The organism is Heyndrickxia vini, assembly GCF_016772275.1.
Taxonomy (GTDB): Bacteria; Bacillota; Bacilli; order Bacillales; family Bacillaceae_C; genus Heyndrickxia; species Heyndrickxia vini.
Genome location: NZ_CP065425.1, coordinates 2,336,908 through 2,351,282, shown reverse-complemented (window position 1 = coordinate 2,351,282; position 14,375 = coordinate 2,336,908). Strand labels below are relative to the sequence as shown.

Here is a 14,375-nt window from a genome sequence, read left to right as displayed (position 1 = left end):
TGTTTGACTTGAATACAATACAAGGATTATTTGATTATTATGCCAATAATGGTGGCTATGTTTGGGAACAGTTTTACCGACATTTTTTGATGTCAGCGTATGGCGTGATTTTCGCTGCGATTGTTGCCATTCCGCTGGGAATCATAATTGCTCGATACCGCAGGCTTAGTACGTGGGTAATTTCACTTGCAAATATTATCCAAACGATTCCTGCCTTAGCGATGTTATCGGTCCTAATGCTAGTTATGGGATTAGGGACGAATACAGTAGTCCTTTCATTATTTTTATATTCGCTTTTGCCAATTTTAAAGAACACCTATACAGGAATCGTCAATGTCGATCAATTCCTGTTAGAGTCCGGAAAAGCGATGGGGATGACGAAATTTCAAATACTAAGAATGGTTGAACTGCCTCTTTCATTATCCGTAATTATGGCAGGTCTCAGAAACGCTCTAGTTGTCGCAATTGGAATTGCTACGATAGGTACATTTGTCGGAGCAGGTGGACTAGGTGATATTATTGTGCGCGGTACGAATGTGACGAATGGATCTTCGATAATATTAGCCGGCGCAATACCAACTGCATTAATGGCAGTAGCTGCAGACTTCTTGATGGGCTGGTTAGAACGAATTTTATCTCCTGTTAAAAAGAAAAAAGAAGTGAAGGTAGAAATGAAGGAAGCTGCATAATATGTAATAGAATTTGTAGCTTAAACTATAAATCTTATAATTCTTATAAAAAAGGTCAGAATTAATCTTGACAAATTAAATGTTCAAATATTATGATTAACAAAACTTAATAATTCTTATCCAGAGAAGCCGAGGGACTGGCCCGATGAAGCTTCAGCAACCTCTACTTAGGTAGAAAGGTGCTAATTCCAGCAAGCATTCGCTTGGAAGATAAGAGTAGACGCACTGGGGAGTCCTCTTTTCTTTTGAAAAGAGGACTTTTTATTTGAAAAAATATGAAAAGAAAGAAGGTTAGTAAAATGAGTAAAGTAGTAATTTTATGTGGGAGCCCATCTGATAAATCCAGGACAGATCTTGTGTTAAAACATGTTCAATTTTTATTAGAAAAGGAAGGAATTACTGTTGCGTATTCTTCAGTTGTCGATTTCTCACCTCTAGATTTAGTAAATAGCCGTTATGACAGTCCGGATATTGATCATTTGGCACAAACGATTATAAATGCAGATGGAGTCATTATCGGATCACCTGTGTATAAAGCGTCCTATACCGGTGTATTAAAGACATTAATTGATTTATTGCCTGAAAGAATACTTAAGGGCAAACCGGTTTTTCCTGTAATGGTAGGTGGCAGTGGTGCACACTTACTCGCTCTTGATTATGCATTAAAACCACTCATCACAACATTGAAAGGAAATCCATTACAAGGAATTTATATTTTAGATAGTGCTATTGATAAATCAAACAAACGGAATCCTCTTACACATATTGATTCGATTCAACGTTTGTCTGAACAGGTTGATGGATTTGTTAAGTCCATTAAACAGTTAAAACAATTTACAGCATAATCTTTATAAAAAATTTAAGGAGGTATGAAAATGGTTAAAAAAAGAATCTATCTAAATGCTTTTGATATGAATTGTGCGGGTCATCAATCCCCCGGTTTATGGTCACACCCAGATGATCGATCCTCCACTTATAAAGATGCAGAATATTGGACACATACTGCACAGGTTTTGGAAAAGGGGTGTTTTGATGCTATATTTTTAGCTGATGTGTTAGGTACTTATGATGTTTATCAAGGCTCAAGGGATCCTGCCGTTCGCCAAGGTGCACAAGTACCGGTAAACGATCCGGCATTTGTCGTTCCGATTATGGCTCAAGTAACAAAACATTTAGGATTTGGATTAACGGCTTCAACAAGCTACGAACATCCATATACGTTTGCCAGAAGAATGTCTACTTTAGATCATTTAACGAAAGGTCGCATTGGCTGGAATGTAGTAACCTCCTATTTGAATAGTGCAGCATTAAATATAGGTCTTGATAAACAAATTAGCCACGATAACAGATACGATATTGCTGATGAATATATGGATGTAGTCTACAAATTATGGGAAGCGAGTTGGGAGGATGACGCAGTTATTGTAGATAAAGTAAAGGGCATTTATACTGATCCGAGTAAAGTTCATGATATTGAACATGACGGATCCTATTATAAAGTGCCCGGTGCACATTTATGTGAACCTTCACCTCAAAGAACGCCTGTTATCTTTCAAGCCGGTGCATCCTCTAGAGGCAGAAAATTTGCGGTAAGGCATGCAGAGTTAGTTTTCATTGGTGCAACTACAATGGAAAGTGCAAAAAAGACTGTTCAAGATTTTCGAGAAGAAGCTATTCGAGCGGGAAGAAAACCAGAAGAAATAAAGATTCTTACCCTTATCACCCCAATTGTCGCCCCAACACAGGAAGAAGCGGAAGCGAAATATGATGATTACAAAAAATACGCTAGCTATGAAGGTGCACTATCTTTAGTTGGAGGATGGACGGGACTGAATTTGGATGAACTTGATCCAAAAGAAAAAATTCAATATGTGAATAACGATGCTATTCAGTCAGCGTTGAAATCATACACTGAGTTCACTGTAGAGGAGGTAGCAGAATTTGTTGGTGTTGGAGGTTTAGGCCCAGTTATTGTAGGTTCGCCAACGACAGTTGCAAATTCATTGGAAGAATGGGTAGAAGTAACGGGAGTAGATGGTTTTAACATTGCCTATGCGATTACCCCTGGAACGTTTGAAGATTTCGTAGAATATGTCATACCCATTCTACAAGAGCGTGGATTAGTCAGAAAAAGTTATGAAGAAGGGACATTCCGTAAAAATTTATTTGGAAATGATTATTTAAATGAACATCATCCAGCCAGACAACATCGAAATAGCAGATTACCAGTTTAAAATGAAAAAAACGGTTGTAGTGTGTGGGGCATAAAGGTAAATAACAAACGTAAACACATAACAAATCACATAAATTTCACAACACAATTCACAGTATATTGCATAGTCAAAAAGGCTTTGAGATACAAATATCGCTAAGCCTTTTTTAAAATTTTTCTTTTTCCCAAAACCGCCTTATAAGTTGTACAAGTTCATTAGAAGCTAAAGCTAGTTTGATAAATAAGCGGAGAAATTTCGCTTATTTAAGAAATAGCACTAAAAATTGCATCAATAGACGGACGAATTCCGCCTAATGATGCAAAAAACGTAAAAATAGAGGATTTTTCTTTGCATAATCGGAAAATCTACGCTTATTTACCCCGAAACACGCTCCGTTGGTCTTCTGTCAAGAAAGTAGACAATAAAAATCGAGACTTTTTTAATAAAACACTACCGCACTTCGTTTGCTGGGGTGTTAGAAATAATCAGTCCAAAACCACGACTGATTATTTCTAACACCAAATGGCTAATTTATGAGGTATACTCCACTTCATTTTGTTGCTGTTTTTTCTCGAATTGGTTAGGAGAACAATTATCCAAAGTGGTATGTTTTCTTTTTCCATTATAAAAACTACTAATATAGTAATTTATTGCCTTTACAGCTTCCTCTCTTGTTTTAAAGCGTCTTCTGTAAATTAAATCTTTTTTGATTGTGGCATGGAATGATTCAATGCAGGCGTTATCGTATGGGTCACCTTTTTTACTCATGCTTATTTGTGCATTCTGTTCTTTCAAGATATCAATGTAATCATGCGAACAATATTGAGAGCCGCGATCAGAATGATGAATAAACCCGTCTTCGGGCTGCCTTGAAACAATCGCCATATTTAACGCTTGTATGGCTAACTCCTTTTTCATGTGAGTGGCAAGACTCCACCCTACAATTTTTCTAGAGAATAAATCCATAATCGACGATAAGTACAGCCATCCTTCCAACGTCCAAATATATGTAATGTCAGCTACCCAAACCTTATTGGGTTCCTCTACATCAAATTGTCGGTTAAGTAGGTTAGGGTAAATAGTTAAATCATGATTAGAATCTGTAGTAACTACGTACTTTTCTATTGGAGTAGCTCTTAACCCCATTTCCTTCATCATTCGTGCCACTGTTTTTTGCGAAATACTATACCCCCATTCCATTAGGTCATCGTGAACTCTAGGGCTTCCATAGGTTCCGTAACTCTCGTGAAAAGATCTACTAATTTTTTGTTGGATCTCTAAACGGTAATATTCCTTCTTAGAAAGAGGATTATTCTGGACCCTTAGCCACTTGTAGTACCCACTAGTTGATACTTCTAAAACTTTACACATCTTCCACACAGCGTATTCATCTGAGTGGGCTTGAATGAAGGCGTAAATTACTTTTGGCTTTTTGTGAAGATGTGCATGGTCTTTTTTAGGATTTCATTTTCCTCTCTTAACTGTTCTATTTCCCTTTCGTGTTGTTTCTTAAGATCTTCCAGTTCTTTGGGTGTAATATAATCTGGCTTCTTACTGTTCAATTTCTCCCTGTATGCCTTAACCCAGATAATGAGGGTCTTATAAGGGATCTCAAGCTCATAGGCAACTTCTGTTGCTTTTCTGCCTTCCTCCACAACTAACTTTGAAACATACTCTTTGTATTCTTGTGAATGATGCTTCCCCATGTGAACACGTCCTTTTAAATGTTGATTCAATTATAAACTAAATCTCGTTTTCCAGTGTCCACTTTTAAGACTAACCTCACCGTTTTGGAATTAACCGGAAAGTCTCCGCTTATTTAAATGTCACTGGTTATTCAATTATAATCCACGTACCAAGTCACGAAAAATTCACACATCCTCCAAAAATCATTTCATACCCTGTGATTCAATAGATGAATTGGGAATCGATAAGCAATTAAAATTCTCCACTCAAAGATACTCTTTCTACCCGTAAGTAATTAATGAATATAAAAAGTTTCAAAAGAAGGATTTTTTTGTCGGTTAACGAAGTTTTAAGTAACAGGGAAAATGGACAAAAACTTTATACGTAAAAGGGGGGATTTTAATGGAACCAAAATGGCTAGAATGGGCGAAACAACTCCAAGCAATTGCTCAAGCAGGATTAACGTATTCTAAAGATATATATGATCGGGAAAGATTCGAGTTAATTAGAAAAATCAGTTTAGAAATAATATCAAAGCAAACAGATATGGACATAAATATTTTAAAAGATTTATTCGCAAATGAAACAGGCTATCAAACACCAAAAGTAGATATTCGAGCTGTTGTTTTAAGAAATAAGAAAATTCTAATGGTTAAAGAAAAGACAGATAACAAGTGGGCATTACCGGGCGGATGGGCAGATATCGGATATTCTCCAAGCGAAGTTGCCACTAAAGAAGTAAAGGAAGAATCAGGCTACGATGTAAAAGCAGTTAAGCTATTAGGAATTTTAGATAAAAAGTATCATCCACATCCACCTTCACTTTATCATGTGTATAAAATTTTCATCCAATGCGATATTATTGGCGGGAAGCCATTGGAAGGAATCGAAACAAGTGATGTAGGCTTCTTTGCTGAAAATGAACTTCCTGAACTATCAGAAGCACGAAATACTAAATCACAAATTGAGATGGCAATAAGAGTAGCAAATCGTTCTGATGAACCGATATATTTTGATTGAATTGTTTCCATTAAACGTTCTATGTTCCTTTGATACATATTTAAGAATCTATCATTTCTTCATTCAATTTGAAAGGAAACTTTGAGGAGGAGCCAAGATGAAAACATTATTTCAATATAACTGGCAAGTAAGAGATGAGTGGTTTAAGTGGTGCGAAGATGTAGAAGAAGCGGAGCTGCTTCTTGTCCGTACAGGTGGGGTTGGTGGTATTTTGCATACACTCTTCCACATAATTGATGTAGAGTGGAGTTGGATTCGCGTAATGCAAGGGAAGCCGGATTTTCAGGAGAGCTTTGATGATTATCGGAGCTTGACACTTGTTAGGGAATTGGAAGCCGCATTTAAACCCGAAGTAGAGGGATTTGTGCTTAATTGGAAGGATGAAATGGAAAATAATATTTTTACTGATACTGCGCCTGATGGTCGTATTTTTCAAGATACTTGGGGTGAAATTATGAGACATATGATTGCTCATGAAATTCATCATATTGGCCAGCTATCTGTTTGGGCGAGGGAAGTTGGGAAAACACCAGTTTCTGCGAACTTCTTAGGCAGGGGTCTAGCTAAAAAAAAGTAATCGAGTAAGTAAACAAAGTCTAAAAGCGGTAGACAAAATCTACTGCTTTTAATTTTACTATTAATAAAAGTTAGGAGGAGTACTGAGATGCGAGTAGGAATCATTGGAGGTGGCTTTGGTTTAAATGTTCAAGCTCCTATTATCCAAACTCATCCTATGATGAAATTAACAGCAATTTGCACGATGAAGCGTCATCAATTACCAAATGGAATATTTAGTGGAAAGAATATTCCAACCCATTATCGGAACTGGAAAGAGATGTTAGATTACGAAGAACTCGATTTATTATTTATAAGTTCACTTCCTCCGTATCACTTTAATATGGTAAAAACTGCATTAATAAAGGGAATTAATGTTGTTTGTGAAAAGCCATTTACCATGAATCGTCATGAATCGAATGAGTTAGTAGAGCTAACGAATCACTTTCCTGCAAAAGTAATGATAGATTATGAATGGAGATTTCTTCCTATCAGACAAAAAATGAAAGAACTATTTTTAAACAATATAGGCGGACTTATTCATTTTGACTATCATATTTCAAGTGCACAATATGACCATCTTCAATCAACAAAAAGAGGATGGATGGCGCAAAAACAACAATTTGGTGGAATGTTAGGTGCAATTGGATCCCATATGATTGATTGTATGAGATGGATAGTAGGTGATGAAATAGAAAAAATTAATGGCTTTGTACACACACATGTGTCAGAGGGTGCAGGTGAGTTTCGGGATGCAGATGATGCATTTTTTATTCATGGTAAGATGAAAAATAATTCTACTTTTTCCCTTCAACTGCTTTCAGGGGTAAACCATGGATTCGGATCCCAATTAAGGATATTTGGTAATTCGGGAACGATTGTGCTGATGAATGATCATACTCTTAAATATGGAAAAGGAAGTAAACCATTAGAAGAAATCCATATTCTTCAACAAGGGCAAATACCTTTTCATCTTACTACAGAAGTGAAAGCTTATTATCCAGCTTTTTATCCGTTTTTGGAAAAAGTATATGAATATATTACTTTTGATAAATTGGATAGAGATTTACCAACGATTCAAGATGGTCATGAAAACCAAGTTATTTTAGATAAGATTTTGGCAAATTAATATTTGAGTTTTACGTAATTAGTACAAAAGATATAATATAACCCTGCTGGAAATGATAAAAGAATCGCAACTAAGGAGAATGTATACTATGGAAAAAGTTACCCCATTTTTAATGTTTCAAGGAAAAGCGGAAGAAGCAATGAAATTTTATACATCATTAATTGAGGATTCTGATATAACAAGTATAACTCGTTATGGTGCAAATGAACCTGGTGAAGAGGGAAGTGTCATGCATGCCACTTTTACTTTAAAGGGGCAAGAATTTATGTGTATCGACAGCAACATAACACTCCAAATGTAGTAATGTGTGATATTCAAAAAATATTCATTCAACTTGGGAAGGCTGAAGAAATGAAGAGAGTAGTGAAGGCCCAGTACGTGAATTTGTCTAAATAATCTAGTTCAATCGAGGGGGCAGGAAAATGAAATTTATTCTAATATTTGGACCTCAAGCAGTAGGCAAAATGACAGTTGGCAATGAATTATCAAAAATAACTGACCTTAAATTATTCCACAATCATATGACCATTGAATTAGTAAATCCTTTTTTTGAATATGGAACAACGGAGGGGAATCGTTTAGTAAAATTGTTTCGACAAGAAATATTTGAAGAAGTGTCGAAAAGTACTATGTATGGATTAATTTTCACATATGTTTGGGCCTTTGATCTAAAATCTGATTGGGATTATATTGATAAAGTTTGCAGAATTTTTGAGACTAAAGGGGGAGAGGTGTTTTTTGTCGAATTAGAGGCTGACGCAGATGAAAGACTTGTGAGAAACAAAAGCCCTTACAGACTTGAACAAAAACCGACGAAAAGGAATATCGAAAAGTCTAATCAAGATTTACTAAACACTTTAAAAAAATATCGATTGAATTCTTATAAAGATGAAATTAAAAGAGAAAATTATTTAAGAATAAATAATACTAGAAAAAGTGCTGAAGATGTTGCAAAAATAATAAAAAGAGAGTTTACCTTATAAAAATAGATCGACTGAATTAAATCTTTTATTTTCGTATTTGTAAAATGTAAAGGGTAAGGAAAATAAATTCCGAACCCTTTAATGTATGAATTAAAAAATCTCATCCAATTCTTTATAACCCATATACTTATTATCTACACTTTCCAATGCATGTTCGAAATGTTTGCTTAACTCAATTTTCAGCTCATCTTTTTTATTGTTTTTTATAAGTTCAAGTATTTGTTTGTGCTCCTTTGGACTGTAAGGTTTTTGTAAAGGATTTTCGAAAAAATCGTCATATAGAATTAAATAAATGCTAGTTTGGTTAATAAGAGTCTCAATAAAACTATTTAAAAATTTGTTTTGGCATTTTCTCGTTATTAATAAATGAAATTGTTTGTTAGCAGTTACATATTCTTCTACATTCTTTTCTAATAATACCTTGTGTTCTTCCTCAATTAAACGACTGATTTCTTCATAGTCATTTTCATCCATATAATCGATGGCTAAACATAGGGCCATATATTCTAATTTCCCTCTGAGTTCATACGCCTGTATAATTTCATCTCTTGTTGGGTTTGTTACAAATGCACCTTTGTTAGGTATCATATCAACGAGACCTTCTAGTGATAATTTTTGAATGGCATTACGAATTGGCGTGCGGCTAACTTGTAATGCCCCTGATATGGTCGTTTCTTTTAATTGTTTACCGGGTGCCAATTTCCTAGATAATATGGCATTTCTTAAATGTTGATATACCACGTTTTCCATGGATGATTTTTTCATTGTTCTCCCCACCTTACCATTACTTTTTCAATAGATATGATTGTTTCGTTTGGACTAAATATTCAAAATATATTGACAGAATGATTCTTTAAGTTTTAAACTACATATAAATTGTACTACAATTTTGAGCAACAATATACAAAAATGTGTAAGCGTTATCAAAAATCAAAAATTATGAGGGGGATGGAGTATGAGGAAATATTGGTTGTTAATGCTCGCATTATTGGTTTTTGTGGGTATTGCGTCAGGTTGTGGAAGCAAAGAAACAGGGGGTAGCAGCAAAAAAGGTGTACTTGATAGAGTGGAGGATGCTAAAGTACTCAAGGTCGGTTTTGAAGGGACTTATCCTCCTTTCAACTTTTTGAATGATAAAAAAGAATATGATGGATTTGATGTAGACATATCAAATGAAATGGCAAAACGGTTAGGAGTTAAGACGGAGTTTGTTGCGACAAAGTGGGAAAGTCTTATTGGAGGGCTAAAATCGGATAAATTTGATATTATTATCGGTCAAATGACTGTGACAGATGAGAGAAAGAAAAGCGTAGATTTTACCGATCCGTACGTAGTGACAGGTTCTGTGTTAGTTACAAGAAAAGATACAGATAACATTAAGGAATTGAATGATATTAAAGGTAAGGATGTTGGGGTTGGCGGTGGAACAACATTTGAAGAAGTTGCAAAAAGTGTTGATGGTGCAAATGTCAAGCTTTACAAGGCAATGAATGACTACGTACAAGATTTAATCAATAAAAGACTTGATGTAATAATTAATGACCAATTATTGATGAGTTACAACATCCAAGAAAAAAATCTCCCTATTCAAATTGCAAGTGACATTTTAAATAAAGACGAAATTGGAATGGCTGTAAAAAAAGGAAATGAAGATTTCGTTAAAAAAGTTAATCAAATATTACAAGATATGAAAGATGACGGTAAGTATAATGAAATCTATAAAAAATGGTTTGGAACCGAGCCTCTAGTAAAGTAATTTCATTTACATCAATTAAGGAGTGGTCTACATGCATGTGAAGGTGTTAGGAACTGGAATGATTGGAACCACTGTAGTTAGTGAACTGGCTAAGTATTCGATTATTGATAAAATCACTGCGGTCGATGCTAGTCAAGATAGTATTGATAAATGTCTGAAAAAAGCAAAACATCCTAAAGTGAAAGGATTATCGACTTCACTAAATTCTGACGAGGAAATTTATCAAGTTCTTAAAGATGCTGATATTGCTGTAGCATGTTTGCCACATTCATTAAGCTTGCCGGTAATTCATGCGGCAATTAGAGCAAAATGTCACATAGTCGATTTGGTAGGATCAAAGATTGAGGAGAAGATGCAGCTTGATCAACAAGCAAGAGAGGCGGGTGTGATTATTATGCCCGGATGTGGTGTTGCTCCAGGCATTACAAACTTTCTTGCTGCACAAGGGATTCATCTGCTTGATGAAGCAGATGAAGCTGTTATGATTTGTGGAGGAATTCCTAGACATCCTTTACCACCGTTATGGTACCAAGTTGTTTTTCGCCTAGAAAGTGTCATGGGACTTTACACTAGACCGGCAACAGCTGCTGAAAATGGAAAACTAGTCGAATTACCACCTTTATCTGGATTAGAAAAGATAACCTTCCCAGAACCAGTAGGAGAATGTGAGGCAGTAATTACCGATGCCCATAGTACGGCCTACACATTAAAAAACAAGGTTAATAGATTATATGAAAAAACCGTTCGTTATGCCGGCCATTGGGATAAAATGGCGACATTAGCTGAACTAGGCTTCTTTGATGATACCCCAATTGATATTCATGGCCACCAAATTACACCAAGATTATTCACTGAAAAGGTGCTAACGCCAAAGTTAAAAGGAAAATCGAATGAAGATATAACCGTATTAAGAGTAGAGGTAACTGGTAAAAAGGCAGGCGAGCAGATGAAGTTTATATGGGAAATGGTAGATTTTTATGATCATGAACGAAATATTACCTCAATGGCCAAAACAACGGCATTGCCTGCAATGCTCTTAGCACATTGGATAGCTTCTGGAAAAGTGAAAGAAGTGGGTGTCGTACCTATAGAAAATGTTATCGTCGGAGACCGCTTTGAACCATTTATGGAAGAATTACAGCAATTAGGAATTGCGATTAATTTTAAGAAGAATTCAATGTAATTTTGTTAAAGAGTACCTTCTTAATGGATGAATGGGGGAAACTTCATGGATATCTCAATAATTATTGATTCATTACCAACATTATTAAACGCTACATTAATGACGATTCTTTTAGCTATCGTTTCAATACTGATTGCGCTAGTTTTAGGTTTCTTTACCGCTTTAGCACGCTTATCAAAGATAAAATTATTAAAAGCGATTGCTTCAATCTATGTATCAATTTTTCGTGGAACACCCCTTTTAGTTCAAATATTTGTTATTTATTACGGCCTTCCCCAAATAAATATAGAATTGGATCCGATACCTTCGGGAATTCTTGCATTAAGTTTAAATGCTGGGGCTTACTTATGCGAATCTTTTCGTTCTGCAATTATGTCAGTTGATAAAGGGCAAATGGAAGCTTCTGTTTCTTTAGGAATGACCTACGGGCAGGCATTAAGAAGAATTATTTTACCTCAAAGTATCCGCATCGCTATTCCTACACTATCAAATACATTTATCGTTCTTATAAAAGATACATCATTAGTTTCGGTCATTACCGTCACAGAATTATTGCAAATGTCCTCATTGCTAATTGCGAAAACCTTTGAACCATTAACTATATACTTATTAGCTGCCGCTTTATATTGGATATTGATCACCTTTTTCACTATTCTTTTAGACAAAATGGAAAAGAAAACATCGAAACATTTAGTTCAATCATAATTACTGAAGGGGGATAGGTTATGACGGTAGTTCAATTAGAAAATATAAAAAAATCCTTTGCTGGTAATGAAGTATTAAAAGGAATTGATCTATCCGTAAACAAAAGTGAAGTTGTTGTCATTATGGGCCCGAGCGGATCGGGGAAATCAACGTTACTTAGATGTATTACTTATTTAGAGGAACCAAACGAAGGTATCATCCGCGTCGGTCAACGGAGCTTGATCGCTGGGGAAAAACTAAATAAAGGTCGGAAATCTATTATAAGCGAAATACGAAAAAATACTGGATTTGTCTTTCAGCAATTTAATTTATTTCCCCATAAAACCGCAATAGAAAATGTTATGGAAGGTCCGATAGTGATAAAAAAAATGCAACGGGAGAAAGCTAGGAAGCTCGCAGAATCTTTATTGGAAAAAGTAGGACTTGGTGAAAGAACACATCATTATCCATCCCAACTATCAGGTGGTCAGCAACAAAGGGTTGCAATTGCTAGAGCTCTGTCCATGGAACCGATGGTAATGCTGTATGATGAACCTACATCAGCACTTGACCCAGAACTAGTCCGAGAGGTTCTCCTAGTAATGAAAGAATTAGCACAAGAAGGCATGACAATGGTCGTTGTGACACATGAAATGGGATTTGCACGAGAAGTTGCCGATCGAATTATTTTTATGGATGGTGGGGTGATCGTTGAAGAAGGGACTCCAGAACAAATTTTTAATAGTCCAAGGGAGGAAAGGACAAAACGTTTTCTTTCAAAAAGTGAGGCAATATAAACAGGAAAAGAACAAAGCAACTAGTCATAAACTAGATGCTTTGTTTTTCTTTGCAATCAAAACAATTATACATATGCTAAGGTAACAAAGTGGAAAATTAATCTATTAAATTTATTTAAAATTTGATAATCTAATAAAGGAACTAGAAAAATTTTCATCTATTTGAAAGGCAGGGAAGGGGAAGGGAAATTGAATAGGAAATTGAAAATCCTCCCATTTGTAATTCTTTTTTTTGTGACATTATATGGTTTTAAACTAACAGCTTTGGCGGACGAAAGTTCACCTATTATAAATCCATTCAATGATAAGGATCAGGTGATTACGGGAAAAGCTGCGAACCTAACTACAGTTGAAGCTTTTGTAGGTAACCAGGAATTGAAACTTAGAACTTATAATGCCGAGACGGGTTATTTTGAATTTTATCCATCTTCATTATTAAAAGCAGGCAAACAAGTAAAATTCATTTTTATTAAAGATGTTGAACAACAGATTGTTTACCAAAAGGTACAAGCGGCACCCGCACCAAAAAAACCAATCGTAAATCCCATTTCAAACAAAAGTACTTTTTTAACTGGATCGGCTGAACCCTATAGTACAATTTACATAACAATAAATAAAAAAATATCATCCATTAAACTCATAAACTCGAAATCTTTTAAAATGAACTTCGATCCTTTGAAGGCGGGCACGAAAGTATCAGTATATGTAATTGATAAGGCAGGAAGAAAAAGTGAAACTGTTACTGTTAAAGTTTCGGACAAAATTCCACCAGCAGACCCAAAAATAACAACAGTTACGGACAAATCGTTTTCTATCAAAGGAACAACTGAGGCGAGGGCAACAATCTTTATTTACAAAGAAAAAAAACGGCTGGCCAAAATCAAAACAGGAGCTTCGGGTAAATTCACATATATGATGCCATTACAAAAGGGAAATTCCTCTTTTGATATTTATGCTATAGACGCCGCTGGAAATAAGAGTAAAACAAAGAAAGTTAAGGTGAAAGCAAAAAAAAGACCAACAAAAAAAGTGTTATCTGCACCTGTTGTTAAACAGTTTCCAGAACTTGCGAGGGGATGCGAAGTAACTAGTTTAGCAATGTTATTAGGAGATGCTGGGGTGAAAGTGAGTAAGATGACTCTTGCTTCTAAAGTGAAAAAGGACCCTACGAAATATAAGGTTAAAAAGGGAAAAAAATATTTTGGTAACCCCTATTACGGTTTTGTTGGGAATATTTATACCTTTAAAAAACCTGGCCTTGCTGTTTACCATGGACCGATCGCATCTTTAGCATCAAAATACTTACCGAAACGAATTGTTGATTTGACAGGTAGTTCCTTTGATACTGTAAAGGACTATGTTGCCGCAGGACATCCGGTCTGGGTCATCACAACGAGCTGGTTCCGCTATGTACCTAGTAAATATTGGACAACTTGGTACACGCCTCATGGCAAAATTCGTATCACCTATAAAGAACATTCTGTTCTTATTACTGGTTATGACAAAAAATACGTCTATTTTAATGATCCAATGGACGGAAAGAAAAATAGAAAGAAACCACTTAAACAATTCATCGAAGGCTGGAAACAATTCGGCAACCAAGCAATCAGCTACTACTGAAGCACCATTTAAAAATTTATTTACGGAAGTGTCTTTACAGAAGTGCCAGGCACCTTGTGA

The 14,375-nt window shown here is 35.5% G+C and carries 15 protein-coding genes, 1 pseudogene and 1 riboswitch; of the genes and pseudogenes, 13 read left to right on the top strand and 3 right to left on the bottom strand.

Annotated elements, in window-relative coordinates:
• Positions 1 to 8: 8 nt before the first annotated feature.
• The 3 genes from I5776_RS11770 to I5776_RS11760 all read left to right on the top strand — a co-directional run bounded on the left by I5776_RS11770 (position 9) and on the right by I5776_RS11760 (position 2,923).
• On the top strand, positions 9 to 689 hold the full coding sequence (locus I5776_RS11770) for an ABC transporter permease (protein ID WP_202776603.1): 681 nt from the start codon (positions 9 to 11) through the stop codon (positions 687 to 689).
• Between the two features lie 113 nt (positions 690 to 802).
• Positions 803 to 906, top strand: a riboswitch (SAM riboswitch).
• Between the two features lie 82 nt (positions 907 to 988).
• Entirely contained in the window at positions 989 to 1,534 is a 546-nt protein-coding gene (gene ssuE, locus I5776_RS11765) for an NADPH-dependent FMN reductase (protein WP_202776602.1), read from the top strand.
• Positions 1,535 to 1,564: 30 nt separating this feature from the next.
• A complete protein-coding gene (locus I5776_RS11760) occupies positions 1,565 to 2,923 on the top strand; it encodes an LLM class flavin-dependent oxidoreductase (protein ID WP_202776601.1) in 1,359 nt (452 codons plus the stop codon).
• A 510-nt stretch (positions 2,924 to 3,433) separates the two neighbouring features.
• Here the strand turns inward: I5776_RS11760 and I5776_RS11755 are convergent.
• Together I5776_RS11755 and I5776_RS11750 are read right to left on the bottom strand one after the other, a co-directional pair.
• A complete protein-coding gene (locus I5776_RS11755) occupies positions 3,434 to 4,309 on the bottom strand; it encodes an IS3 family transposase (RefSeq protein WP_246484002.1) in 876 nt (291 codons plus the stop codon).
• An 11-nt stretch (positions 4,310 to 4,320) separates the two neighbouring features.
• Positions 4,321 to 4,608: a transposase gene (locus I5776_RS11750; RefSeq protein ID WP_202776600.1), complete on the bottom strand. Its 288-nt coding sequence runs from the start codon at positions 4,606 to 4,608 to the stop codon at positions 4,321 to 4,323.
• A gap of 382 nt (positions 4,609 to 4,990) precedes the next feature.
• Here I5776_RS11750 and I5776_RS11745 point away from each other — a divergent pair, with 382 nt between their 5' ends.
• From I5776_RS11745 to I5776_RS11725, 5 genes and pseudogenes are all read left to right on the top strand, one after another.
• A complete protein-coding gene (locus tag I5776_RS11745) occupies positions 4,991 to 5,608 on the top strand; it encodes an NUDIX hydrolase (RefSeq protein WP_202776599.1) in 618 nt (205 codons plus the stop codon).
• Between the two features lie 97 nt (positions 5,609 to 5,705).
• Complete coding sequence (locus tag I5776_RS11740) at positions 5,706 to 6,185, top strand: DinB family protein (protein ID WP_202776598.1); 480 nt, start codon at positions 5,706 to 5,708, stop codon at positions 6,183 to 6,185.
• Positions 6,186 to 6,272: 87 nt separating this feature from the next.
• Positions 6,273 to 7,292 carry a Gfo/Idh/MocA family protein gene (locus I5776_RS11735; protein WP_202776597.1) on the top strand — a complete coding sequence of 340 codons (1,020 nt, stop codon included), beginning with the start codon at positions 6,273 to 6,275 and terminating at the stop codon, positions 7,290 to 7,292.
• Between the two features lie 88 nt (positions 7,293 to 7,380).
• Positions 7,381 to 7,587 (top strand): annotated as a pseudogene (locus I5776_RS11730) (VOC family protein); the annotation flags it as partial.
• A 127-nt stretch (positions 7,588 to 7,714) separates the two neighbouring features.
• Positions 7,715 to 8,275, top strand: a complete 561-nt coding sequence (locus I5776_RS11725; RefSeq protein WP_202776596.1) for a DEAD/DEAH box helicase family protein — start codon at positions 7,715 to 7,717, stop codon at positions 8,273 to 8,275.
• A gap of 90 nt (positions 8,276 to 8,365) precedes the next feature.
• Here the strand turns inward: I5776_RS11725 and I5776_RS11720 are convergent, their stop codons facing one another.
• Positions 8,366 to 9,040 (bottom strand): GntR family transcriptional regulator, encoded by a 675-nt coding sequence (locus I5776_RS11720; protein ID WP_202776595.1) that lies wholly within the window; start codon positions 9,038 to 9,040, stop codon positions 8,366 to 8,368.
• 190 nt (positions 9,041 to 9,230) lie between these two features.
• On the opposite strand from I5776_RS11720, the gene I5776_RS11715 reads away from it, so the two are divergent.
• The 5 genes from I5776_RS11715 (at position 9,231) to I5776_RS11695 (ending at position 14,315) form a co-directional block, all read left to right on the top strand.
• Complete coding sequence (locus I5776_RS11715) at positions 9,231 to 10,031, top strand: transporter substrate-binding domain-containing protein (protein WP_202776594.1); 801 nt, start codon at positions 9,231 to 9,233, stop codon at positions 10,029 to 10,031.
• Positions 10,032 to 10,062: 31 nt separating this feature from the next.
• A complete protein-coding gene (locus I5776_RS11710) occupies positions 10,063 to 11,214 on the top strand; it encodes a saccharopine dehydrogenase family protein (protein ID WP_202776593.1) in 1,152 nt (383 codons plus the stop codon).
• 45 nt (positions 11,215 to 11,259) lie between these two features.
• The gene (locus I5776_RS11705; RefSeq protein ID WP_202776592.1) at positions 11,260 to 11,919 is read left to right on the top strand and encodes an amino acid ABC transporter permease; all 660 of its coding nucleotides are present in this window, start codon (positions 11,260 to 11,262) and stop codon (positions 11,917 to 11,919) included.
• A gap of 20 nt (positions 11,920 to 11,939) precedes the next feature.
• The gene (locus I5776_RS11700) at positions 11,940 to 12,695 is read left to right on the top strand and encodes an amino acid ABC transporter ATP-binding protein (RefSeq protein ID WP_202776591.1); all 756 of its coding nucleotides are present in this window, start codon (positions 11,940 to 11,942) and stop codon (positions 12,693 to 12,695) included.
• A 189-nt stretch (positions 12,696 to 12,884) separates the two neighbouring features.
• Complete coding sequence (locus I5776_RS11695; RefSeq protein ID WP_202776590.1) at positions 12,885 to 14,315, top strand: C39 family peptidase; 1,431 nt, start codon at positions 12,885 to 12,887, stop codon at positions 14,313 to 14,315.
• Positions 14,316 to 14,375 lie beyond the last annotated feature (60 nt).